We start from the raw sequence: 23,878 nt of genomic DNA on the forward strand, positions 1-23,878 counted from the left end.
GGAGGCGCTGGTGGCTGACAGAATTGAGATAAAGATGGATTTTTCTTCTCAGGATATTCAACGACAACTCCAGCGCCTTGAAGAACGCGAATTGCCATTCGCAATGGCGCTTGCGGCAACCAGAACGGCAAAGGCTTCTCAGGCTGCGATTAAGAATGAAATTAATCGGGTATTTGACAGGCCCACGCCGTGGATTCAGAACTCTACTTACGTTTTGGCCGCAAAGAAGAGTGATCCTACAGCCATTGTGTATGCTCGTGAATGGGGAGGAACGCCAGCCCCTGTAACGTTGACTCCGCAAATCGAAGGTGGCCAACGACAGTACAAACGCTCAGAAGGGGCGCTAAGGGCTGGTGGATATTTGCCTAACGGCTGGCAGCTTGCTCCTGGTCCCGGCGCAAAGCTGGACAAATACGGGAATATTTCGCGGGGGCAATTACAGCAGGTCTTATCTGGCCTAAGAGTTCAGCGAGATGCGCATCAAAATCGCCGTCAGGGCAAGCCTACGGAGTTTTTTGTTGTTCGACCTGGTACAAGTAACCCGCTTCAACCAGGCGTCTGGCAGCGCGTTGGGCGGCGTCCTACGTTGATCCTTACGTTTATCCAGCAACCTAACTATTCGCAGCGTCTTGATTGGCATGGCGTGGCGCTACGTGCTGGTGAGGATGCGTTTGCTGATGAAGTCACAAAGGCTATTGATGACATTCTTTCTAAGACGTTCTCTCGTTAATCATCGTGTGGTTGATGGTGTTGTTATGCAGGGTGTATTCACTGTGTGCTGTAGCGTCGCTCGCTGGCTGTCTGTGGGTGAGCACGAGCATCGTTTCATCGTCCGGCAGAATTGGGTCCTTCTGGCCAAAAGCGTTGGATGCGGGTCATTCGAACCCCGATGTTCGGCTAGCTAAACGTGAAAAAAGTTAGGTTAAAAGTTGCGGTAAAAGAAATTTACTCATCTCATTGAAAAATATTGGGAAAACGTGATTTTTTGCTGTGCTTGCGATGGTAAAAAGAAAGTAGAAAATTTTCTTTTAGATCATCAAGATACGCGCAGATCTTTAACTAATGTAAGGCTGTTTTGATAAAAATCGTTATAAATCATGCAAATACATCCAATCTTTTAACCAAAACACCATATCAAGATCCTTTTTACTTATAAAAACTTAATAAAATCAGATGATTATGCTGGTTTGTGTGATTTTTTATGAGTAAAAAGATCGTCATTTTTCTCTTTTAGTATCAATAAGTTAAACAGTTTTCTTTAACCTGTTGTGTTATGGCGGTTAAAAAATGGCTCTAAAAATCGAATATTTACCAGTCGGTAAGCTGCTCAGATACGCCAAAAATTCACGGACTCATTCAGATGAGCAAGTTGAACAGTTGGTGAACAGTATCCGTGAGTTCGGTTTCACTAATCCTGTGCTGATCGATGAAAAGAATGAACTGATTGCGGGGCATGGGCGGCTTGCAGCAGCCGAAATTCTGGAAATGGATAAAGTTCCAGCGATTCGGTTGAGTAACCTTTCTGAAAAACAGAAGAAGGCTTACAGGATTGCAGATAACAAGCTGGCCTTAAATGCTGGCTGGGATATGCAGCTTCTGGCCGAAGAAGTCAAAGCGTTAATGGATGATGATTTTGATATTGATCTGCTTGGGTTTAATGATGCAGAGCTTGACGAAATGTTAAGCGATGAACAGCCGCAGGAAGAAGACGATAATTCTTCCCCTGTTGTTCAAATTAAGTACCTGGCTATTGATAAAGAACGTATTCCCGCGACGGATATGGAAATTGCATTGTTGCTGGATGTTTATCGTCAGTACCACGACGCGCATGAAACTCATGAGGGATTTGTTCAGTATCTTGCTAATGGTTGCAAGTAATGGCCATCGTCAGTAAGTCAGAGTTTGCCCGCCGGAAAGGTATTTCTCCGGCAATGGTTACGAAGCTCTGTCGTTCCGGTCGCATTCCAGTGCTGAAAAGCGGCAAGCTGGATTTTGATAAAGCTAGTGCGGCTTATGAAGCGAGCCGACAGGTTGGTCGTGAGGTATCTGCTGAAAATGGAAAAAGAGGGCATGGGATATCTTCGGAACAACCAGAGTTACCCGCTGATGATGCCGGATTAGCTGGTGGTACTTCCGGTGTTGCGGTGCAATTCAACAAGGCTAAGACCGCAGAAAAAATTTATCAGGCAAAGCTGAAACGCCTTGAATTTGAAGAAAAGGAAGGCTCTCTCATCGCTAAAGATGCGGTCAGGGATGATGCATTTCTGGCAGCTAATGAATTGCGTAGCCGCTTATTTAGTATTGCTCCAAGAGCAGCTCCCCGTTGTGAAGGCAAAACAGCCAGGGAGATCGAACGCATTATTGAAGACGAGATTAATTTTGCGCTTCAGGCGCTCCAGGAATCCCGATTTATTAAGCAGGAAGAATAAACCTCATGGGCGAAACAGTATGGAGCACCGCTTTTTTCCGTGCGCTTCGCCCTAAATCACGGCTAACTGTTTCCGAATGGGCTGATAAGTATCGTCATGTAGCGCCGGGAACGTCTCCAGAGCCAGGGCCGTGGCGTACAAGCCGAGTGCCATATTTGCGTGAACCAATGGATGTTATTGGTGACGCTGATACAGAAACAGTAGTGATGCAATGTAGCTCGCAAATTGGTAAATCCGAATTACAGCTAAATGTTATGGGTTACTTTGCAGATCAGGAGCCATCTCCTCAGTTGATGATTTATCCAACGGTAGAGGCGGCTGAGGCTTTTTCAAAAGAGCGTATTGATCCGACGTTCAAATATTCCCCTGGTTTGAAACACAAGCTGCATGAAGGGAAAGAGGGGCGCGGTGCAGCCAAAAAGTCCAGCACGACTATACGTATGAAGCATTACGCTGGTGGATATATAGCACTTGTTGGTGCTAATTCCCCAGCAGGTCTTGCATCCAGGCCAATTCGAATATTGTTAGCTGATGAGATTGATCGTTACGGTGTGACGCAGGAGGGCGACCCACTAAAACTAGGTATTCAGCGTACTACCAACTTTCATAATCGTAAGAAAGTTTTTGTTTCTACTCCTGTTTTGGAGGAAACGAGCAAAATCCACAAGTGGTTTAAGCTCTCCGATCAGCGTTACTACCATGTTCCTTGCCCATGTTGTGGCACCATGCAGGTGATGAAATGGTCGCAAGTCAGATGGGATAAGAGCGATTCAGGTGAGGCGTTACCGGAAACGGCCAGATATGAGTGCTGTGAGTGCGGCGGGATTATGCGCGGATCTGGTAAACCAGACGTTGATTGGTTGGCGAAGGGGGTATGGATAGCTGAACATACTGGAGTTAAAGGTATTGTTGGTTTTCATATTAACAGTCTTTACTCCCCGTGGGTTGCATTGTCAGAGCTGGTTGAAGAATTTACGGAAGCAACCAGAAACCGCGATAAAAATGGATTAATGGAGTTTATTAACCTTAAGCTGGGTGAGCCATGGAAAGAGGATGCTAAAGACGATATCGATCCTGAATACTTGTTGCAACGCAGAATAAGGTTTGAAGAGTTTTTACCAGATGATGTTTTATTGTTAAGTGCTGGTGTTGACGTACAGGACACGTATTTAGTTTGTGAATTGGTCGGTTGGGGAAAAGGTAAGGAGTCATGGGGGATAGAATATAAAATATTCCCAGGTGATCCCGCACAAGATGTTGTCTGGAAACAACTTGATGAATACTTACTCCGTAGCTGGTCATTCCGTGACGGTCGAAAATTACAGATTTCTTCCGTTTGTATTGACTCTGGTGGGCATTTTACGACAGAGGTATATCGCTTTACTAAGCCGAGAGAATCAAGGCGAATATACTCTATCAGGGGGCGTGGTGGGGTAGGTTTACCATTTATAGGAAAGCCAAGTAATAATAACCGTGTGGGTGCTATGTTGTTTAATTTGGGGGTTGATGATGGTAAAGGGACCATCATGGCAAGAATTAAACTACATGATCCTGGTCCTGGTTATATGCATTTCCCATTAGATTCTGACAGAGGATATGATACCGAATACTTTAAAGGATTATTATCAGAGAAAAAAATATTTGAATATAAAAATGGGCAGACAAAAGAAAAGTGGGTGAAAGTCTACGAGCGTAACGAGCCTCTTGATTGCCGTAACTATGCAACTGCCGCGATGGAAATTCTGAACCCTAATTTTAACTGGCTTGCCGAACAGGAAATGCGAGGTAATGTGTATGTGCAGAACTCGTCAGGTATACGTAGAAGACGCCGTAGAGTTATAAGTAAAGGCGTAACCATATAGAGGAAATATAAATGAACAATGAAGCATTTTCTCTGACTGAAGCCAGAGAGATGTTATCTGTCTGGCGGGAAGCATATCGCGCTATTGCTATTGGCGGTCAGTCATATAAATTTGGTACGCGGCAGTTAACTCGTGCGGATTTATCAGAAGTCAGAAAAGAGATGGATTACTGGCGTAATGAAGTAGAAAGATTATCAGCAGGTATACGCCGAGGCCCACGAATTAAACGAGTGGTGATAAGAGATTTATGAATATTCTTGATCGAGTTATTGCGCCGTTTTCACCTCAGAGGGCATTAAATCGAGCTTTGGCAAGAAAACGGTTAGAAGCACTTGAAGGTATTAATAACCTTGGATATTCACGTCATGGTGCAAGCACTCATAAAAAATCATTAAGGGGTTGGTTTAGTAAAGCTGGTTCTCCTGATGATGATATTGTTAAAAATATAGATAAATTGCGTGAGCGTTCTCGTGATCTCTTCATGGGAAACCCGCTATCGGTTGGCGCAATAAAAACTATCAGGACAAACGTTGTTGGTTCCGGTTTAAAACTAAATGCGAACATTGATGCCGATTTCTTGGGGATGACGCAGGAAGAAGCGCGAGCATGGGAAAAGCATGTTGAGCGTGAGTTTAGATTATGGGCTGATTCTCCAAATTGTGATGCATCAAGAATGTGTACTTTTGGACAATTGCAATCATTGGTCCAAATATCTGCGTTAACATCTGGCGATATATTTGCTGCGCTACCAGTTATTAAGCGTAAGGGTGTTATATATGATTTGTGCGTCTATTTAATTGAAGGTGATCGTGTTTGCAATCCAGAGGATCGTTTTATACCAAATCTTTACGGTGGCGTAGAGGTTGGTGAATTTAGCGAGCCTGTGGCGTACTGGGTTGCAAAACATCACCCAGCCGGGACTTCTGGTTTTGTAACCCGCAAGTGGGAACGTATTCCCGCATATGGGAGTAAAACAGGAAGAAGAAATATTCTGCATGTCATGCAGGATTTTGAAAGGCCTGGGCAACGCCGTGGCGTTCCTGTCCTTGCTCCTGTTATTGAAGCATTGAAGCAGTTAGGACGATACACCGATGCTGAATTGGTTGCTGCGGTTGTGTCAGGGATGTTTACTGTCTTTATTAAAACAGACGCTCCTGATGGACCAGTCGGTGAATCGGGTATCCCTCAGTACGAGCAGATCGATAACCATGATGATAACACCCAAGAAATGGGGAATGGCTCCATAGTAAGTTTGGGTGAAGGTGAGTCGATAGATACAGCAAATCCCGGGCGACCAAATACGGCATTTGATGGTTTTGTTGTCGCCATATGCCGTCAAATTGGGGCTGCTTTAGAACTCCCTTACGAACTCTTGGTAAAGCATTTTACAGCAAGTTATAGCGCAAGCAGGGCCGCATTACTTGAAGCCTGGAAAATGTTCCGTATGCGACGTGACTGGATGGTTCAGTCATTTTGCCAACCGATCTATGAGGAATGGTTGGCCGAAGCCGTTGCTAAAGGTCGTGTTATTGCCCCTGGTTTTTTTTATGGGCCTGAATATCGCGCTGCATGGAGTGGCGCTCAATGGTATGGCCCATCACAAGGCCAATTAGATCCCCTTAAAGAAGTCAAAGCTGCAAAACTGCGTGTTGAGGAAACATTCTCTACCCGTGAAAAGGAAGCGGCTGAAATGTCAGGTCTTAACTGGGAAGAAACCGCACAAATTTGTGGCAGAGAAGAGAATGCTCGCCGTGAGTTGGGGCTGATTACGCCTCCTGTTTCTGAGGTAAATGAACAAAATATGGAGACAGATGATGCCTAATTGGTGGGAAATAAAAAATAGCACGGGTGAAGATGACTCTCCGGCTGAACTTTTAATCTACGGATATATTGGCGAATTTGATGAGGTTTCTTCTTCTGACATAGTTAATAAATTAAAGGATATATCATCAAATGCTATCAACGTAAAAATTAATAGTTATGGTGGTTCTGTTTTTACTGCTCAAGCTATTCTTTCTTCATTAAAACGTCATAAGGCTAATATTACTGTTTATATTGATGGTATTGCTGCATCGGCTGCAACCATTATTGCAATGGCAGGTGATAAAGTTGTTATCCCATCTAATGCTATGATGATGATCCATAATCCGTGGACATTTGCTGCTGGTGATGCGGATGAACTACGTGATATTGCTGAGATGATGGATAAGATACGAGATAGTATTTTATCTGCATATAAGGAGAAAACAGGGCTTTCTGAGGATAAATTAATTGAACTAATGGATCAGGAAACATGGCTAAATGCAGAAGAGGCTGTAGAGCTTGGATTTGCTGACGAAGTTGAAAAACCAATGCGCTTATCCGCTTCTATAAAGGAAGGGATGCTTTCGCTCAATGGAATAACTTTTGAAGCATCAAGGTTTTCAAAATTACCTGATTCGCTCGCAAAGCTGCCGCAAAATAAAAATGAATTATCTACTGAATCAAATGAACAAAATGAGGACGATGTTGTGACTCTTGATGAATTAAAAAATAAACATCCAGAATTATACAATCAGGTTTTTAATGCTGGTAAAGACGATGGCGTTAAATCAGAACGCGAGCGCATTGAAACAATCGAGAATAGCGTAATTCCAGGTCATGACGACCTGGTTAAGAATGCAAAATTCAAAACGGGAATTTCTGCGGCTGAACTTGCTTTGGAAATTATGAATGCAGAGCGAGCGCGTAACAAAAACTTTCTTAATCAACGGCAAGAAGACGCAAATGAGGTGAATGATTCAGTTGATGTTAATCAACCAGAAAACAACGGCGATAAACAAGCTGAAGTAGTAAAAAATGTTATTGGGTCAGTATTTAAAAACCGCGATAAAAATTAAGGTGGGTTTATGCGAGAGTCTTTTTCATTTGAACCAGATAATCTGATTATTTCTGGTGGTATGCCAGCAATTACAACAAGTATTAAACTTGCCAGCGGTAAAGTAAATCGAGGTGAGTTGCTTGCTTTTGTCAGTATTGATCAGACAACAAATGTTGTCACTGTGGCACCAATAAATCTCTCTGGTGAGGGGGTGGCAAAAGAACCGTATTGTATCGCTCAACATAGTATTGATGCGACTGATTCAGCGCAAGTTGGAACAGCATGGCTGACCGGAATGTTCAATGCACATGCGGTTATCCTTCCTGAATCAGCAAAAGTTGCCGATGTATATCTGGCTTGCCGGAAGGTTGGAATATTCCTTAATACCGCACAACAAAATCCATATGCATAATATAAAGAGGTAATATTTTATGGTTGATATTTTTGAGCGACGTACAATGCTTGAGCCTGTTATTCAGAATTTCAAGGCTCGTCGTTTTCTTCTTCGTACCTTTTTTCCTGGTGTTCAGACCTTTAATACAAAGAAAGTTGATCTGGATTTTGTTCGCGGTGGTCGTACTATGGCTCCGTTTGTTGGTAAACGTTTTGGCTCAAAAACCGTTGAGCGACGCGGCTTTGTAACGAGAACTCTGGAGCCACCACTTGTTGCACCTGATTTGGTAACAACAGCAGAGCAGCTTTTAAACAGGCTTCCGGGTGAGAATATTTACAACGCAAAATCGCCAGCAGAACGAGCCGCCGAGCAATTAGGTAAAGATTTGCTTGAGCTTGATGAAATGGTTAACCGCCGTGAAGAATGGATGTGTGCACAGGTCTTGTTTACGGGACAGGTTGATATTGTTGGTGAAGGAGTAGATGACACAGTTTATTTTTGGCCTGAAGAGGAAGGTGATAAACCATACCTTGAACTGACAGGTGATGATTTATGGAGTGCCGCAAAATCAGATCCGTTGGTCAATATCCGCAACTGGAAGCGCCGGGTATCACTAACATCAGGTTTTACACCTCGTACTGCTGTAATGGGTGCAAAAGTTGTTGATGCATTCGTTAAAAATGAAGCAGTAACTAAATATCTTGATAATCGTCGAAAAGAGTTTGGGTATATTAAGCCAGAGGACTTAGAAGAAGGAGTTACTCATTATGGTAATATTGAGGGGCTCGATTTTTATGGTTACGACGAACTTATTCTTAGTGATAAAACAGGAAAACCAGAACCATTAGTGCCGGAGGATAAGATTCTCCTTGGCTCTCCGGGGCGGGGAACTATGTTGTATGGTGCTGTAGAGCTTGTAGATGAAGCTGAAAAGACTCTGACGATTGTTGAGTCACCACGAGTTCCAGATACTTGGGTATCTCGTAAGCCGGGAGGTCGTTATGTTGCCATGAAGTCGTCTCCACTGCCTAATCCTGGCGTGGCTGACGCCTATCTGGTGGCTAAGGTGGTTTAAATGGCCAGACTGGTTAAAAACATCGATACGATAAGCCACGGCTCGCTAAAAGCGGGCCGTTTGCTTAATGGGCTAATGGATAACTCCAGAATTGCCGAACTGATTGCGTCAGGACATGCTATTGCCACCGAAGAGGATGGTGATTTGGCATCGGCTGGGGGCTATGGTGCTGCTAAGTTAGCTTTTGAGCACGGATACGCATCTGCTGTTAATGATGCTGTGGACGCGGGGTTGATTACGCGAACGGAGGCGGGTAGCTGTGTATTCGAGGTTGAGTTTGAGGATGATGGCGGCAATGAGGAAATGGTTGCTGATGATTCATCTGAATCTGTAGCTACTTCTGATACCAGTAATGCGAAAAAATCAACGCAAAAAAAAGGTAATAAGAAGTAATGAACTCCTTCAAAGAGGTTATAGCGCAAGATATTTCTGCAATATTCCTCAATGAAAAAGAGTTTGCCGATACATATAACATAGACGGCAAGGATATCCTTGCCGTTATTGATACAGACCTTATTCATGAGCGTAATAAACGCTCATATGCTGAGTTTGCAGAGGGAATAAATCAGGGACAAATAATATTATTTGTTTCAAGAAAAGATTTTCCTGTTCTCCCTGTCAAAGACCAGTCAATGAAAATCAACGGTAAAAATTATATTGTTGATGAAGTATCAGATAATGTTGGTGTATTGGAAATAACTCTCACTGTTAATACTAACAGAGGAATGCCGATTTGATTAATCTTTTGATAGATGCAATAAAAAATCGGTTGGAACATGAGGTTTTCCATGATTTATTAGTGCAGGGGCCTCCTTATGATGAAACAGACAGCGATATTAAATTGTTTGTTCCAACAATATTTAAAGGGTACTTGCCTCCTAAATCACAACCATCTCCAGATAAACCGCCAGAATTTCCTCATGTGATTATCAGACCCACGGAAGGAGGAATGCAGCCTGAAACGGATGAAGTTAAGGTTAAGTTTCTTCTAGGTGGTTTTTGTGAGGACCATACTGGATATGAATGGGTAATGGCTCTTCTTGAAAGGATGATGTTTCATTTTCAGGAGAAGCCTTTACTTGAAGAGAAATTTCTCTTTCAGGGTGATATCAGATGGCGAATGTTTGATGATCAACCATATCCATATTGGATAACGGAAGCAACTGGAACGTGGCTAGTATTAAAGCCTCAGAATATTCAGTCTCAGGAGTTTATCTAAATGGCTAATAAGAAAAGTAGTAAAGAAGATATAGAAAAGAAGGAAGATGTTGCTCAAACATTTGTATATATAGGACCAACAATCCCTCAACTCTCAATTTTGAAGCATAAACTATTTAAGAATGGTTTATCTCCAGAGTGTGAAAAATTAATATCACATATTCCTGGTGCAAAGTGTTTGTTTGTGGCAACCAGTGATTTTGCAGATGCAGAAAAAAGACTTTCTGATAAAACCAGTGTCGAGTATGTAATGTACTCTAGAGTTTCTTCTTCTATCATGGAGATTAAATAATGGGATATCGCCACGGTATTTATATATCTGAGCTGGCTACATCTATAACTCCTCCAGTACAAGTTAGTGCTGGGTTGATTGTCGCATTTGGTACAGCTCCTGTTAATCAGTTAGAAGATCCAGCCTCAGCGGTAAATAAACCTATCATTGCTTATACATACGCAGAGGCCGTATCTAAAATAGGATATAGCACAAACTTCGAGAAATATACTTTAAGCGAAGTAATTAAAGTCGCATTTGGAATATATGGTGTTGCGCCAATTGTATTTATTAATGTGCTTGATCCAGCAAAGCATAAGAAAGACGTAACTGATGAGGTAGTAAAACTTTCTGGCGGGAAAGGTACGCTCTCTAACGATGGTGTCTTATATAAATCTGTTGTTGTGAAAAAAGCAGATGGTGATTCGGCAGGATTAACGGTTGATACCGATTATGTGCTGGCGCTGGATGATAATGGCTATACGGTCATTACCGCTATTAGCGGAGGAAAAATTACCGAAAAAGACGCTACTCTTAAGGTTAGTTATACGCATCTTGATCCCGGTGCCGTAACTAAAAATGACATTATCGGTGGTGTGGATTCCAACACTAAAGCCAATACAGGGCTTGAGTTACTGTCTGATGTGTATCCCCGCTTCAAGTTGGTTCCTGGACAAGTGATTGCGCCTGGATTTAGTTCTGATAGTGAAGTTGGTCAGCTAATGGCGGCTAAAGCCGCGTTGATTAGTGAATTGTTCAAAGCAGAAGCCATAACTGATGCACCGACCGATAAATCTACTATCAGTGATTACTCGGCTGTTCCTGAATGGAAACAGAACAATAATCACATGGCCGCTAACCAGACAGTGTGCTGGCCGATGGTGAAACTTGGTGACAATATTTACCATCACTCAACCCATTTAGCGGCCGCAACATGCTTGCTGGATAGTCAGTATGGTGATATTCCATCACGTTCTCCGTCAAATATAAAACTACAGATGGACGGTGCTGTACGTAAAGATGGCAGTGAAGTATGGCTTAACATTAGCCAGGCAAACTACTTAAATGGACAGGGGATTGTAACAAGCCTTAATTTTGATGGTTGGAAATCATGGGGAAACCGTAATGCTATTTATCCAACATCTACAGACCCCAAAGACGCATTTCGTGTTTGCCGACGTATGTTTAACTGGGTGGGTAATACGTTAATTCTTTCGCATTGGTCAAAAATAGACAATCCTGCAAACCGTCGATTAATTGAATCGATTGTTACAAGTGCGAATATTTGGCTTAACGGCCTCACAGGTAATCAGGATATTGCAGGTGGTGTTGTTACCTTTGATCAGTCTGAAAACACGATTACGTCATTGATGGACGGGATTGTTAAATTCCATGTAAAAATGACACCATTCTCACCTGCCAGAGATATAGAGTTCGTCATGGAATATAATCCTGATTATCTGCTGAACTTGTTTTCTGAATAAATAATAGGAGGTTGCTTTGAGCAATCAAATTCCTGAGAGACTTATTAACTTTACAGTATACGGTGAGGGAAACCGTATTATCGGTGTTGCTGACGCAAAGCTGCCATCAATTGAGATGATGACAGAAACTGTTAGTGGTGCAGGTATCGCTGGAGAGCTTGAGAGCGGAACGCTGGGGCATTTCAAACCAATGACTGTCTCTCTTAAATGGCGAACTCTGACCTCTGCTGGTACAAAATTATTTCTATCCTCATCGCATCAGGTAGATTTTCGCGGTAGCCAGCAGGTTTATGATGCAGGAACAGGAAAATATAAAACGGTTCCTATTCGGGCTTCAATGAAGCTAAACCCTAAAAAACTGGATTTAGGTTCGCTACAGGTGGCAAAGGCTACTGATTCAGAGAATGAATTTGAAGTTCTCTATATCAAATTATTTATTGATGGAAAAGAAGTCTTGGAAATTGATAAGTTGAACTTTATTTGTATCTTTGATGGTGAAGATATATTAAAAAGCGTTCGTGATGATTTAGGTTTATAAGGTGACAAAATGGAAACCGTTAAATTAAGTAAAGAATATCGTTTTGAAGACTTTGAGCCGGTGACTGAACTCAACCTTGATTTAGACAACCTAAAAGGCAGTGATATTTTAGAGGTATCGGACTTACTGCAATCTCAAGGGCATGTTTCAGTTCAAACATCACTTGATAATAAAGTCCATGCAGCCTTGGCTGCTCGCTGTATTGGCCGTCCAATAGAGTATCTGAATGGATTGCCAGCGAAAGACTTTGTTAAAGTTTGTCAAAAGGTACAGAATTTTTTGCTCTCGTAGGTTTTGATGAGCAAAAACCTATTGATAAGCAAATAATGAGGGCCGCGAGTTCTCTATCTCAATCATCTCAATCAACACCTATATCCTACTGGCTTTCGCTTCGGTTGAGGCGAATCGTCGCATGGATTGATGTGTTTAATGAGGATTAATACTAATGGCCAGCAATAAGAACTTTAAGCTGGCTTTTGAAATTGGCGGCAAAGTTGCCGCCTCTCTCCCCAAAAGTTTTACTACAGCTAATCAGGCTGTTGCTAAATTAAATGCCGAGCTTGCTGGATTAACGAAAGAACATGGGGAAATTCAAAAGCTACAATCTGTAAAAGTAAAGGTTGGACAGACTGCCCTCGAATATCATAAAGCTGCCGCTCGCGTTGAAGAGTTACAGAAGCAAATAAAAAACACGGCCAATCCAACCAGAGCGATGCTTCGTGACTTTGAGAAGGCAAAAACACATTCATCGAATTTACGAGCATCACTACGTTCTCAGCGTGAAGAACTGGCCGCTTTAAAGTCTGCCTATCAGGGAGCTGATACATCTGCCAGAGCTTTGGCCTCAAGAGAGAAAGAGCTTAAAGCCAGCATTGATCGTAATCGTGAGGCTCAGGTCCGTAGCGTTGAGCAGGTTAACCGCTACAGAACGGCTTTGGCTTTAGCCAGAGCAAATGTTCAGCAAGTGAAAAAACAGCAGGAGGAACTTAACCGGGCATTAGAAAAACAACGTATTGATAAAATTAACAGCTATAAAAATGCGTTGGCTGAAGCACGGAAAAATGTTCTTGCAGTAAAACGTGCTCAGGAGGAGTTAAACCGCGCGTTGGAAAGGCAGCGTGAATTGAAGCGAGAGCATCTTGGTGAGGCAAAGAGTCAACTTGTAAGGTCAGGATTACAAACTGGTGCTGTAGCGGCTGGTGCATTTGCTGCTGCTAACAATGCAGCAAATTTCAATCGTGAAAACAAAATGATTGGTCTTACGGCAGATATGAAGCCGGAAGAAGTTCAGGCGATGGGGCAGGCGATGCTTGTTACCGGAACGGCCACCAACCAGTTTGCATCTGATATTCAGGCCGCTCAGGGTTTTCTCGTCGCTGCTGGGCAGGATTATAAAGAGGCTCAGGCGAATCTACTAACTATTGGGCGAACAGCTACAGCTACTGGCTCTGATATCCTCGATGTCTCGAAAGCATCATTTACATTAAGTGACTCATTGAAGATTGATCCATCTCAAATGAAGTCTGCAATGGGGATTCTGGTTCAGGCAGGGAAAGAGGGAAACTTTGAATTTAAAGATATGGCCAAAAATCTTCCTGTGCTTGGTGCTCAGTTCCAGGCATTAAAAATGGGAGGTAAAGAAGCCGCCGCGACGATGGGGGCAGCTTTGCAGATAGCTCGCAAAGGTGCTGCAACTTCGGATGAGGCTGCTAATAATATGAACAACTTTTTGGCGAAAATACTTTCCCCTGAAACACTAAAAAAAGCAAAGAAAAATTTCGGTGTAGATTTATATAAAATTGTCACAACAGCGCAGAAAAAAGGGAAGAATCCATTCGAAGCTGCAATGCATTCTGTCATGAAAATGACTAAGAACGGAGATCAGAAGTTACTTGGTGAGCTATTTGGCGATATGCAGGTTCAGAACTTTGTTCGTCCGATGATTCAAAACTGGAAGGAATACCAGAGAATCAAAGCAACATCTCTTGGTGCTGGAAGTGCTGTTATTGACCGCGATTTTGCCAACATAACGAAAGACAATGCGGAGCGATTGAAACAATTACGTATTCAGGCTAGCAATGCATCATTAAGTTTTGGTCAGGCCTTGCAACCTGCTTTGAATGCCGCGCTTAGTGTTTTGGTTCCGCTGATTACAAAAATTAGTGAATTTGTAGCTAACAACCCCAATTTTGTGTCTCAGATTGTGATGGCGGCAGGTGCGTTTCTAACCATGAAAAGTGTGGTTATAGCGTGTAGGGTAGCTATGCTGGCTTTATCTGTAGCGACAAAGCTAACACCCTTCGGGTGGATTCAGATGGCTATATCTGCGCTGGTTGCCGCAGGAATATTGCTCTATCAGAACTGGGATAAGATCAGAGATTATGCTGTCAGAGTTTGGCCTTCTGTTAAGGAATATACAGTTAAATCGTTTGAAGCTATAAAAAACTTTATCTTAAACTTTGATCTCAATGGATGGATTATATCTATGTTTGGTAAAGCATGGGATTATCTTTCCAACATAAACTGGAGTTCGGCAGGAGTAAGAATTTATAGTACATTAATTAGTGCTTTTAAATGGATGTCTCCGCTTCCGTTCTTAATTAAAGCATTTAAACTTACAACAAATTACCTTTCTGGTATTAACTGGAGCGAAACAGGAAAGAAAATCATAGATACACTGGTATCTGTTTTTATGCGTTTTTCACCAGTTGGACTCTTTATAAGAGCATTCCAATCTGTAACGGCTTATTTGTCTGGAATAAACTGGAGTGAGTCAGGCGCAAAAATAATTGAGACGTTAATCACTGGGATAAAATCAAAAGCAAATGCTTTAATTAATGAAGTGAAAGGCGTTTTTTCTTCTGTACGTGAGTATTTACCGTTCTCTGACGCGAAAAAAGGTCCATTCTCACAGCTAACAAAGTCAGGTGGTGCAATAATGACTACTCTGGCATCAGGCGTTAGCAGGAATAACAGCCTACAGAATGCAATAGCAACCAAGTTCGGGCAATCAAATTTATCACCTCACGGGATATCTGCCGCCGGGACTTCTGGACCTCGCCAGAACGTTAATGCTGTGACTGGTGGAATAACCTATTCACCTGTAATCAATCTTCCGGCTGGTTCACCAAAGGAAACTGAGGCGGCAGCTAAAAGAGCATTAGATGCGGGATATTCTGATTTTGAGAAGAAATTGAGTGCTCATATGTTCCAACAACGGAGATTAAGTTTTGGATGATTATAGAACGGTTCAAGGGGACTCATGGGATAGTATCGCGTTAAAGTTGTATGGTAATGAGTACCTGTCTTATCTTCTTATTGATGCTAATACTGAGCACCGCTTTACGGTGCTTTTTTCTGCGGGAATTATTCTTAAAGTTCCTGATGCTCCGGTTATGCCAATATCAGTAAACAATTTGCCTCCGTGGAGACGCAATAGTGTTACGTAAAACGCTTTTTGATGTTATATATCAGAATGTAAATATTACCGCTCATATGTCACCTGATGTTTTGTCAATGTCTTATACAGATAATGAAGATGGTCAGGTCGATGATATTTCTATTATATTAAAAAATGATGATGGGAAATGGTCTGGAGACTGGACACCTAAAAAGGGTGATTTTATTGATTTGAGCTTTAAGCCTATAAATCAAATCGTCCTTGAGTGCGGGAAATTCCAGGTAGATGGCATAACTTGCTCTGGACCACCTTCTGTTGTTGAGGTGACTGCTGTTTCTGTTCCTGTTTCATCAGGCATTAGACGTGATTTAAAAAGTAATGCATGGGAAAAAACAACTCTTAAAGATATAGCAACCTCTATAGCTAAATTAGCTAACCTTGAACTGTTGTTTCTTATTGATGGTGATAGTAATCCATATTATGCGCGTGAAGATCAAATGGAGGAAAGCGATTTAAAATTTCTCCATCGACTATGCCAGGATGAAGGGTTGTCGTTAAAGGTCACTGATAGCCAATTAATAATATTTGCTCAAGAGATGTTTGAGCAAAAAGATCCTATCGCTACGCTTACGTTAGGTATTGATGAGATAATCAGATATAGCTTTAGCACACAATCTACAGATTTGTATAAAAGTTGCACGTGCAAATATCGCGTACCTAAAAAAAGAAAGTCGCTTTCGTATACTTGGGTAGATCCATCCGTAGAAGAAGGGTCGAATCTTAAGATAAGAAAACTGGTAGCTAATTTAGATGAAGCAAAACGTAAGGCAAAGGCTGCTTTGCGGCTTAAAAATAGATATCAAAATACAGGATCTTTAGTATTGGTTGGAGACACCAGATTGGTAGCTGGTGTAACTATAAATCTGGACGGATTCGGTTCATTTTCTGGAAAATATCTTATATCGAAAGCTGTGCATTCAATTGGGGCTAGTGGTTATACCACCTCGATTGATGTCCGAAGAGTAATTAATGGGTATTAATTATGAATGATTTAGAAACATTATTACGTCAGACTATAAGAGTTGGCGTTGTTTCTGATATTGATGATGGTGATGTTACAGCAAGAGTTACTTTCGATGATCAGGATAACGTCACTTCGGCAAAGTTATCAGTTATTGTGAAAAATACGGATAAGAATGCTGATTACTGGATGCCAGATATTGGTGAGCAAGTTTTGTGTATCTTTCATCCCGCAGGGCCGCAACAAGGTTTTATTATTGGTAGTTTTTATGATGAAACACAGAAGCCGCCATCTAATACTGTTAATAAACGCGTCATTAGATTTAATAACGGAACTCGTATTGAGGTAGACAGAGAATCTAATTTACTCCTTGTTGATGCTGTCGGAGATGTAACCGTTAAGGCTACAGGAACCGTAACTATTGATGCTCCAGAAACCATCATTACCGGAAATGCTACAGTTGAAGGATTACTAACCTTCAAAGGTGGAATGAAAGGATCTTCTGCTGGAGGTGTTGCAGCTACAATTTCTGGGGATGTTAAGGTTGTTGGTGGTGATATAGATGTTGATGGGATTAAATCTAAAGGCCACCATCACACGGCTCAGGGGGAATACGCTCCGACAACGGAGGCTCAGGCATGATTGTGGGTATGCTTGGTACAATGCCTTTTGTTGCCTCATCAATAGTGGTGAATACGTTCAACAATTTTAAAAGGACGTCAAAGCGTCGTGTAGCGCGCCATGATGTTATTGGGCTTAAACCTGTTCTGGAGGATATAGGTCCAGATCTGGATGAAGTTAGTTTTAATATGCGGTTGGATACAACACTTGGCATTGTTCCATTGGCTGCGCTTTCATTACTTAGGACAATGCAATCAATTCAGGAAGTAAATCCTGTTGTAATTGGTATTCAGTATTTTGGTAATTTTATAATTACAGATATAGAGGAATCATGGACTTATTTCGGTCCAACTGGGAATCCACGAGTGATTATCGTCGGCATTAAATTACAGGAAGTCGGACAGACCTCTCTGAAAGAAGCATTAGTTGATATTGCTGGCAATATAGAGTCAAAAACTAGAAGTGCGTTAGGTAAATTATTATGAATAATACGTTTACCATATCATCACCTTCTTACTCGATTGATTGGTCGCCCAAAACAGTTGTAGAAGAAGTTTTGCAAAATGTCTCTACTATTATTAATACTCAGATTGGCACTGTACCATATGCCAGAAAATTAGGAGTTAATTCAAGTCTTGTTGATAGCCCTAGCCCAATTTTTATTGCTACAGCAACACGAGAAATAATTCAAAAAATTAGTGAGTTTGAGCCTAGAGCGATTATCCATTCTGTTACTTTTGAAAGAACGGACGTTTCTGATGGTTTTATTAGGCCAAAACTTGTGATAGGAGTTAGAGAATGACGTTGCCGCGCGGTGGTTTGCCAGATATTACTTTCGCAGATTCTAACCCGACTGATATAACAACTCGTTCAATCAGGGCTTTTGAGAGTATAACAGGTGAAACATTAGCACCTGCTGATCCACGTAGATTATTCATCTTGTCATTGTGTGAGATTATTATACAGCAAAGAAAAGCTATCGATTTTTCTGCAAAACAAAACCTTCTTACATATGGTGGGGGTGAATATCTCGACCATATAGGCTATCTGACGGATACGCCTAGGCTGGAAGCTCAATCTGCCTTGACTACATTTGAGTTTAATCTGTCAACAAAATTATCGGGGATATATACAATACCTGCTGGCACTCAAATTTCAACTGGAAATAGTGTTATTTTCCAAACAGATGTTTTGTTGGAAATACCAGCTGGGAAAACAGTTGGTACAGCCTCAGGATATGCTGTTATACCTGGCTTATCGGGGAATGGATTTTTACCTGGGCAAATAAACGAGTTGGTGACTCCGTTGCCGTATGTTTCCAGCGTAAGGAATCTAACAACATCTAATTCTGGTGCTGATACAGAGTCAGATGATAATTATGCTGAAAGAATAAAACTGTCGCCGGAAAAACTGTCTACAGCAGGGCCGGAGGATTCTTATAAATATTGGACAAGAACAGCCAATCAGAATATAAAAGATGTGAATGTATATACACCATCGCCCGGAACTGTAGAAATCCGTTCTTTGTTAGAGAACGGGGATATACCTTCTGATGAACTATTAGAGCAGATAAATAGCGTTCTCTCTGCAACTAATATTCGACCATTCACAGATAAAGTTCTTGTTAAGAAACCAGAGAGCATTGAATACGATATAATAATTAAATACTGGATTAACTCATCGGACAAAAACAGAACAACTTTAATTCAAAGTGAGGTTGAGAAAGCTATTGATGAGTATAAACAATGGCAACGTTCGGTTATGGGAAGAGATATAAATCCAGATGAAATTATTCAACGTTTAAAAAATGCTGGGGCTAAAAGATTAGAAATATCAAGTCCTGTATTTACTGTGGTTGGAGAGACGCAGGTCGCCAGAGAGAGAAATATAAATTGCCAGTATGCGGGGTTAGAGGATGGCTGATATCTTTAATGTTAGCTTGTTGGATGTTTTACCTCCTAACTTAGCTAGAGATCCCAACGTGATAGCTATGTCGAAAGCTATCGATGATGAACTACAAGCAATTAACAATTTAATATATAAGACAGAAATATATAGCGTTGTTGATAACCTGGACTCAGTTGTTCTCGATCATTTAGCTTGGCAATGGAATGCTGATACATGGAGGGATAGTTGGCCTGTATCGTTAAAGCGTTCTGTTTTTAAATCAATAATACGAACAAAGCGAATAAAGGGTACAAGGGCAGCGGTTGAAGATGTAGTAAATAGCTTGGGTGGAGAGGTAAACATAACAGAATGGTTTGAAACATCACCACCTGGCGAACCATATACAGCCTCAATTGTTGCTTCGATTAACTCTTTTGATGGTGCCGTTCCTTCGAAAGAGATGTTGGAAGATACGTTAAGAAGTATCAAGAGCGCAAAGTCGGCAAGAACATTATTTACATTTTCGCAAGCAGCCAATGTTTCTGGTGGTGTCGGTATTGTTGGTGCTTGTCAGCCTGTGTCTTATGTACGATTAATTGGCGAGTGCTAATTCGCAATTTGCTAATTCAAGGAATTAAGCGTGAGTAAATTATTATTTACGATGACTGACGCCGGGCGTCAGGAGCTGGTTAATGCCAACAAAACAGGAACAAATAAAGTTGAGATTGTTTCTGTTGGTTTAGGTAGTAGATATTATGTCACGTCAACTTCACAAACAAATATAACAAACGAAATAAAACGACTTACCACAATAGGTGGCAAAGTTGTTTCCCCTGATACAATTCATGTAACAGCGAAGGATGATAGTAAAGATGAGTATGTTGTCCATACAATAGGATTGTATACGAATAAGGGTACGTTGTTTGCTGTATACTCACAAGAACAAGCAATAATAAATAAAGCATCATCTACTATCGCTTTAATATCAAGTGATATAGCAATTAAAACTCTTGATACTAAAAATATTACATTTGGTGATATTGAGTTTATTAATCCTCCCGCGACCGAAACTGTTGTTGGGGTGGCAAGATTTGCTAATGAACAAGAAATTGATGCAGGTACAGATGATTCCCTTGCTGTTTCAGCAAAGCGGCTTAAGCAAGCCATTGTGAAACATGAGCAATCACGTAATCATCCTGATGCAACTTTAACCTCAAAAGGCTTTGTTCAACTTAGCAGCGCCACCAATAGCACGTCTGAAACGCTTGCTGCGACGCCTAAGGCTGTTAAGGCAGCATATGACCTGGCTAACGCCAAATACACCGCACAGGACGCTACCACAGCGCGAAAAGGGATTGTTCAGCTCAGTAGTGCCACCAACAGCACGTCTGAAACGCTGGCAGCAACACCAAAGGCTGTTAAGGCAGCGTATGATCTTGCGGCCGGAAAGGCTCCGTCCAATCACACGCATTCGTGGGAGCAGATAACAAATGTGCCTGTAGCTTCACTGACTGTAAGGGGAATAACTCAGCTCAGTAGTGCCACCAACAGCACGTCTGAAACACTGGCCGCGACATCGAAAGCTGTAAAGGTGGTAATGGATGAAACGAACAAGAAAGCGCCCCTGAACAGTCCGGCGCTGACCGGAACACCAACAACACCAACTGCGCCAAAAGGTACTAACAATACTCAGATCGCAAGCACGGCTTATGTTATGGCTGCGATCGCTGCCCTCGTGGACTCATCGCCTGACGCACTGAATACGCTGAACGAGCTGGCTGCGGCGTTGGGCAACGACCCGAATTTTGCGACCACCATGACTAACGCGCTTGCGGGTAAGCAACCGAAAGATGCCACCCTGACGGCGCTGGCCGGGCTTGCTACTGCGGCAGACAGGTTTCCGTATTTTACGGGGAATGATGTCGCCAGCCTGGCAACTCTGACAAAAGTCGGGCGGGATATTCTTGCGAAATCGACCGTTGCCGCCGTTATCGAATACCTCGGTTTACGAGAACTCGGCACAAGCGGGGAAAAAATACCGTTACTCAGTACGGCGAATACCTGGACCAATCGACAAACATTCAGTGGTGGCCTTTCTGGGGAACTGTCCGGCAATGCCGCTACTGCAACAAAGCTGAAAACAGCACGAAAAATTGCTGGAGTTGGTTTTGATGGTTCTAGCGATATTTCAATTAGTGCCAAAAATGTCAATGCATTTGCACTCCGACAAACAGGTAATACTGTTAATGGTGATACATCCGTTGGATGGAATTGGGATAGTGGTGCATATAACGCCCTAATTGGTGGTGCATCTGCATTAATTCTTCACTTTAATATAAATGCTGGTAGCTGTCCTGCCGTACAATTCCGTGTGAATTATAAAAATGGTGGCATTTCCTACAGGTCGGCTCGTGATGGTTATGGGTTTGAATTAGGTTGGTCAGATTTCTATACCACGACACGAAAACCTTCAGCGGGAGATGTTGGTGCATATACTCAGGCAGAATGTAACTCAAGGTTTATTACAGGTATTCGCCTTGGCGGTCTGTCATCTGTTCAGACATGGAATGGTCCCGGCTGGTCTGACAGGTCAGGTTACGTTGTTACGGGTTCAGTTAACGGAAACCGTGATGAATTAATTGATACAACACAGGCAAGGCCAATTCAGTATTGCATTAATGGGACGTGGTATAACGCGGGGAGTATTTAACGATGATGCACTTAAAAAACATTACTGCTGGCAACCCTAAAACAAAAGAGCAATACCAGCTAACGAAACAATTTAACATCAAATGGCTTTATACAGAGGATGGAAAAAACTGGTATGAGGAACAAAATAACTTTCAGCCTGATACGTTGAAAATGGTCTATGACCACAACGGCGTTATTATTTGTATTGAAAAGGATGTTTCAGCAATTAATCCAGAAGGCGCAAGCGTCGTTGAATTACCTGATATTACAGCAAATCGCCGGGCTGATATTTCGGGTAAATGGATGTTCAAAGATGGCGTAGTGATAAAGCGAACTTACACCGAGGAAGAGCAGAGGCAACAAGCGGAAAATGAAAAGCAAAGCCTGTTGCAACTTGTCAGGGATAAAACCCAGCTATGGGACTCACAGCTACGGCTGGGCATCATTTCCGACGAGAATAAACAAAAATTAACCGAGTGGATGCTCTACGCGCAGAAAGTCGAATCCACAGACACCTCCAGCCTGCCAGTAACGTTTCCCGAACAACCAGAATGAGAGAAGGCCCGCTATCGGGCCTTAATTTTTACTCTGGTTTTTGTGGCCATTCTGGCTTTGCCGTATCCACGCGGCTGACCAGAACGCTGTAGCGTTCCCATGACTCCAGTCGTGTACGCTCCTCATCTGTTGCCATATTCAATCTGACAGCGCGTTCCAGTGGCTGGATAACTGATTCAGCTTCGGAAAGTAACGCGGACTTTTGTGATTCAGCCTGTTGTTGCTGTTCGTCTTCCGTATAAATCCGTTTAACCACAGCTCCATCCTTAAACATCCACTTCCTTGAATCATCGGCACGACGATTAGCTGTTATATCGGGAACCTCAACGACGCTAAAACCTTCAGGATTAAGCGTGGAGGCATCTTTAGTGATGGCGACAATAATATTATTTTCGTCGTAAACAATCTTTATTGTGTCTTCCTGAAAATTACTTACTTCCTCATACCAGTTTTTATCATCTTCGGACCATAACCATATAACATCAAAATTCTTTGTTAGCTGATATTGTTCTTTTGTTTTTGGATTTCCTGATCTGATATTTTTTAAATGCTGCATAATTTATACCTGTGCAACGTTATACCATGTACCATTGATGTATTTCTGAATTGGTCTGAAAATAGCTTCATCATCGCCATCAACTTCACCAATAATTCTTAATCCGGTAAGTGCGTGTCCGGCAATCTCATAACGCCCGCCGCGTGACATTAATTGAACAACTCGCGTACCAAGCCGGACATCTCCCACATAGCGAGAGTCAAAATTGCTGTAATTGGATGGGATAACCTGTCCGTGCACATTCAGACCGTGCCCCATAGTAACAAGACCAGTATTAAGCGCGATATAGAATGGACGAAGACCATTCCAGCTACCGTACTGGTCACCACTGGCAGTAAATAACAGATACAAGCTGCCACCATCCTGTCGCAGAATTGCACCATAATTTCCTGCAATCATCCTTAAAGCATTCTGTGATGTGGTTATCAGTTCCCCAGTCATGGTATCGCCAGCACGATTCCAGTCGCGACGCCAGCCAGGCGCGTAGGTGTCACCATGATTAATATAAGTAAATTGCGCTTTTGCTGTACCGTTCGTTGCAGTTGTTGGAGTAGTGACGCGAATAGTCATTGCGCTCTTGGTGCCCATCACTTCAACCACCGAGCCAGCAAGTTGAATATTCCCGCAACCTGTATCTGTAATAATTTTATTATTGGCATAAGACCATGAACCTTTGCACATCCAGTATGGGTGATTAAATGCCCCCTGAGACTCCAGCCACGCAATAAACTGTGCTGTCGTCCAGTTGCTGCTATCTCCTCCAATATTGATACTTCCGCTGGCCGCTTTCGCTGCACCAATATTTTTTGTGAAGGTATCTTTTCCTGGAATATCCGCACCGTTCTGGTTTTTCTGCAATGCGCCAGAAGCCTTGTTTATCGTTTCCTGCAAACCGAGGTTTTTGCGAATTGCCTCTGTATCGTCTGAACGATATTTTTTCCCGCTTTTAGCAACAATCGCGGTTTAGAAAGTATGCAATATGGTTATGCGAGAGTGTCAACTTTTGACCAGAATTT

Annotated in this window: 26 protein-coding genes and 1 pseudogene; 25 read left to right on the top strand and 2 right to left on the bottom strand. The window is 42.2% G+C overall.

Going from position 1 to position 23,878, the window contains the following annotated elements; translation table 11 throughout:
* Positions 1 to 10 precede the first annotated feature (10 nt).
* The 25 genes from A9587_RS20620 to A9587_RS20745 all read left to right on the top strand — a co-directional run bounded on the left by A9587_RS20620 (position 11) and on the right by A9587_RS20745 (position 22,306).
* Positions 11 to 730 carry a hypothetical protein gene (locus A9587_RS20620; protein WP_000775053.1) on the top strand — a complete coding sequence of 240 codons (720 nt, stop codon included), beginning with the start codon at positions 11 to 13 and terminating at the stop codon, positions 728 to 730.
* 557 nt (positions 731 to 1,287) lie between these two features.
* Positions 1,288 to 1,878, top strand: a complete 591-nt coding sequence (locus A9587_RS20625; protein WP_001185428.1) for a ParB/Srx family N-terminal domain-containing protein — start codon at positions 1,288 to 1,290, stop codon at positions 1,876 to 1,878.
* The gene (locus A9587_RS20630) at positions 1,878 to 2,429 is read left to right on the top strand and encodes a hypothetical protein (RefSeq protein WP_001019009.1); all 552 of its coding nucleotides are present in this window, start codon (positions 1,878 to 1,880) and stop codon (positions 2,427 to 2,429) included. Before A9587_RS20625 ends, A9587_RS20630 begins: the two co-directional genes overlap by 1 nt.
* Before the next feature lie 5 nt (positions 2,430 to 2,434).
* On the top strand, positions 2,435 to 4,291 hold the full coding sequence (locus A9587_RS20635; RefSeq protein WP_001406385.1) for a phage terminase large subunit family protein: 1,857 nt from the start codon (positions 2,435 to 2,437) through the stop codon (positions 4,289 to 4,291).
* 11 nt (positions 4,292 to 4,302) lie between these two features.
* Positions 4,303 to 4,542 carry a DUF6148 family protein gene (locus tag A9587_RS20640; RefSeq protein ID WP_001058287.1) on the top strand — a complete coding sequence of 80 codons (240 nt, stop codon included), beginning with the start codon at positions 4,303 to 4,305 and terminating at the stop codon, positions 4,540 to 4,542.
* Entirely contained in the window at positions 4,539 to 6,113 is a 1,575-nt protein-coding gene (locus A9587_RS20645) for a phage portal protein (RefSeq protein WP_001022885.1), read from the top strand. The genes A9587_RS20640 and A9587_RS20645 overlap by 4 nt, the downstream gene beginning before the upstream one ends.
* Entirely contained in the window at positions 6,106 to 7,170 is a 1,065-nt protein-coding gene (locus A9587_RS20650; RefSeq protein ID WP_172954475.1) for a head maturation protease, ClpP-related, read from the top strand. The genes A9587_RS20645 and A9587_RS20650 overlap by 8 nt, the downstream gene beginning before the upstream one ends.
* A gap of 9 nt (positions 7,171 to 7,179) precedes the next feature.
* Complete coding sequence (locus tag A9587_RS20655) at positions 7,180 to 7,563, top strand: hypothetical protein (RefSeq protein ID WP_105265912.1); 384 nt, start codon at positions 7,180 to 7,182, stop codon at positions 7,561 to 7,563.
* 19 nt (positions 7,564 to 7,582) lie between these two features.
* Entirely contained in the window at positions 7,583 to 8,620 is a 1,038-nt protein-coding gene (locus A9587_RS20660) for a major capsid protein (protein WP_105265911.1), read from the top strand.
* Positions 8,621 to 9,013: a hypothetical protein gene (locus A9587_RS20665; RefSeq protein ID WP_172954474.1), complete on the top strand. Its 393-nt coding sequence runs from the start codon at positions 8,621 to 8,623 to the stop codon at positions 9,011 to 9,013. It abuts the gene before it with no gap.
* Positions 9,013 to 9,357, top strand: a complete 345-nt coding sequence (locus A9587_RS20670; RefSeq protein WP_001083980.1) for a hypothetical protein — start codon at positions 9,013 to 9,015, stop codon at positions 9,355 to 9,357. The genes A9587_RS20665 and A9587_RS20670 overlap by 1 nt, the downstream gene beginning before the upstream one ends.
* Positions 9,354 to 9,839, top strand: a complete 486-nt coding sequence (locus A9587_RS20675; protein WP_000609134.1) for a hypothetical protein — start codon at positions 9,354 to 9,356, stop codon at positions 9,837 to 9,839. The genes A9587_RS20670 and A9587_RS20675 overlap by 4 nt, the downstream gene beginning before the upstream one ends.
* Positions 9,840 to 10,130 (top strand): hypothetical protein, encoded by a 291-nt coding sequence (locus tag A9587_RS20680; protein WP_001284546.1) that lies wholly within the window; start codon positions 9,840 to 9,842, stop codon positions 10,128 to 10,130.
* Complete coding sequence (locus tag A9587_RS20685) at positions 10,130 to 11,593, top strand: phage tail sheath family protein (protein WP_105265910.1); 1,464 nt, start codon at positions 10,130 to 10,132, stop codon at positions 11,591 to 11,593. The genes A9587_RS20680 and A9587_RS20685 overlap by 1 nt, the downstream gene beginning before the upstream one ends.
* Before the next feature lie 16 nt (positions 11,594 to 11,609).
* Positions 11,610 to 12,131: a phage major tail tube protein gene (locus tag A9587_RS20690; RefSeq protein ID WP_000070729.1), complete on the top strand. Its 522-nt coding sequence runs from the start codon at positions 11,610 to 11,612 to the stop codon at positions 12,129 to 12,131.
* 9 nt (positions 12,132 to 12,140) lie between these two features.
* Positions 12,141 to 12,422, top strand: coding sequence for a phage tail assembly protein (locus A9587_RS20695; RefSeq protein WP_000450805.1), 282 nt, complete (start codon positions 12,141 to 12,143; stop codon positions 12,420 to 12,422).
* A 154-nt stretch (positions 12,423 to 12,576) separates the two neighbouring features.
* The gene (locus A9587_RS20700) at positions 12,577 to 15,369 is read left to right on the top strand and encodes a phage tail tape measure protein (RefSeq protein ID WP_042038376.1); all 2,793 of its coding nucleotides are present in this window, start codon (positions 12,577 to 12,579) and stop codon (positions 15,367 to 15,369) included.
* A gap of 200 nt (positions 15,370 to 15,569) precedes the next feature.
* Positions 15,570 to 16,571 (top strand): phage late control D family protein, encoded by a 1,002-nt coding sequence (locus A9587_RS20710; RefSeq protein ID WP_000944893.1) that lies wholly within the window; start codon positions 15,570 to 15,572, stop codon positions 16,569 to 16,571.
* 2 nt (positions 16,572 to 16,573) lie between these two features.
* Positions 16,574 to 17,194 (top strand): phage baseplate assembly protein V, encoded by a 621-nt coding sequence (locus A9587_RS20715; protein WP_105265909.1) that lies wholly within the window; start codon positions 16,574 to 16,576, stop codon positions 17,192 to 17,194.
* Positions 17,191 to 17,658: a phage tail protein gene (locus A9587_RS20720; RefSeq protein ID WP_000635200.1), complete on the top strand. Its 468-nt coding sequence runs from the start codon at positions 17,191 to 17,193 to the stop codon at positions 17,656 to 17,658. The genes A9587_RS20715 and A9587_RS20720 overlap by 4 nt, the downstream gene beginning before the upstream one ends.
* On the top strand, positions 17,655 to 17,975 hold the full coding sequence (locus A9587_RS20725; protein WP_001406393.1) for a hypothetical protein: 321 nt from the start codon (positions 17,655 to 17,657) through the stop codon (positions 17,973 to 17,975). Before A9587_RS20720 ends, A9587_RS20725 begins: the two co-directional genes overlap by 4 nt.
* Positions 17,972 to 19,096, top strand: coding sequence for a baseplate assembly protein (locus tag A9587_RS20730; protein WP_105265908.1), 1,125 nt, complete (start codon positions 17,972 to 17,974; stop codon positions 19,094 to 19,096). Before A9587_RS20725 ends, A9587_RS20730 begins: the two co-directional genes overlap by 4 nt.
* The gene (locus A9587_RS20735; RefSeq protein ID WP_000763347.1) at positions 19,089 to 19,670 is read left to right on the top strand and encodes a phage tail protein I; all 582 of its coding nucleotides are present in this window, start codon (positions 19,089 to 19,091) and stop codon (positions 19,668 to 19,670) included. The genes A9587_RS20730 and A9587_RS20735 overlap by 8 nt, the downstream gene beginning before the upstream one ends.
* Before the next feature lie 30 nt (positions 19,671 to 19,700).
* Positions 19,701 to 21,770 carry a tail fiber protein gene (locus tag A9587_RS20740; RefSeq protein ID WP_236942296.1) on the top strand — a complete coding sequence of 690 codons (2,070 nt, stop codon included), beginning with the start codon at positions 19,701 to 19,703 and terminating at the stop codon, positions 21,768 to 21,770.
* A 2-nt stretch (positions 21,771 to 21,772) separates the two neighbouring features.
* Positions 21,773 to 22,306, top strand: coding sequence for a tail fiber assembly protein (locus A9587_RS20745; RefSeq protein ID WP_105265907.1), 534 nt, complete (start codon positions 21,773 to 21,775; stop codon positions 22,304 to 22,306).
* A 28-nt stretch (positions 22,307 to 22,334) separates the two neighbouring features.
* Here A9587_RS20745 and A9587_RS20750 read toward each other — a convergent pair whose 3' ends face one another.
* Both A9587_RS20750 and A9587_RS20755 read right to left on the bottom strand, forming a co-directional pair.
* Complete coding sequence (locus A9587_RS20750) at positions 22,335 to 22,862, bottom strand: tail fiber assembly protein (protein WP_105265906.1); 528 nt, start codon at positions 22,860 to 22,862, stop codon at positions 22,335 to 22,337.
* Positions 22,863 to 22,865: 3 nt separating this feature from the next.
* Positions 22,866 to 23,765: pseudogene (locus A9587_RS20755) on the bottom strand (tail fiber protein); the annotation flags it as partial.
* Between the last annotated feature and the right edge of the window lie 113 nt (positions 23,766 to 23,878).

It is taken from the genome of Escherichia sp. MOD1-EC6162, assembly GCF_002965125.1.
GTDB classification, from domain to species: domain Bacteria; phylum Pseudomonadota; class Gammaproteobacteria; order Enterobacterales; family Enterobacteriaceae; genus Escherichia; species Escherichia marmotae.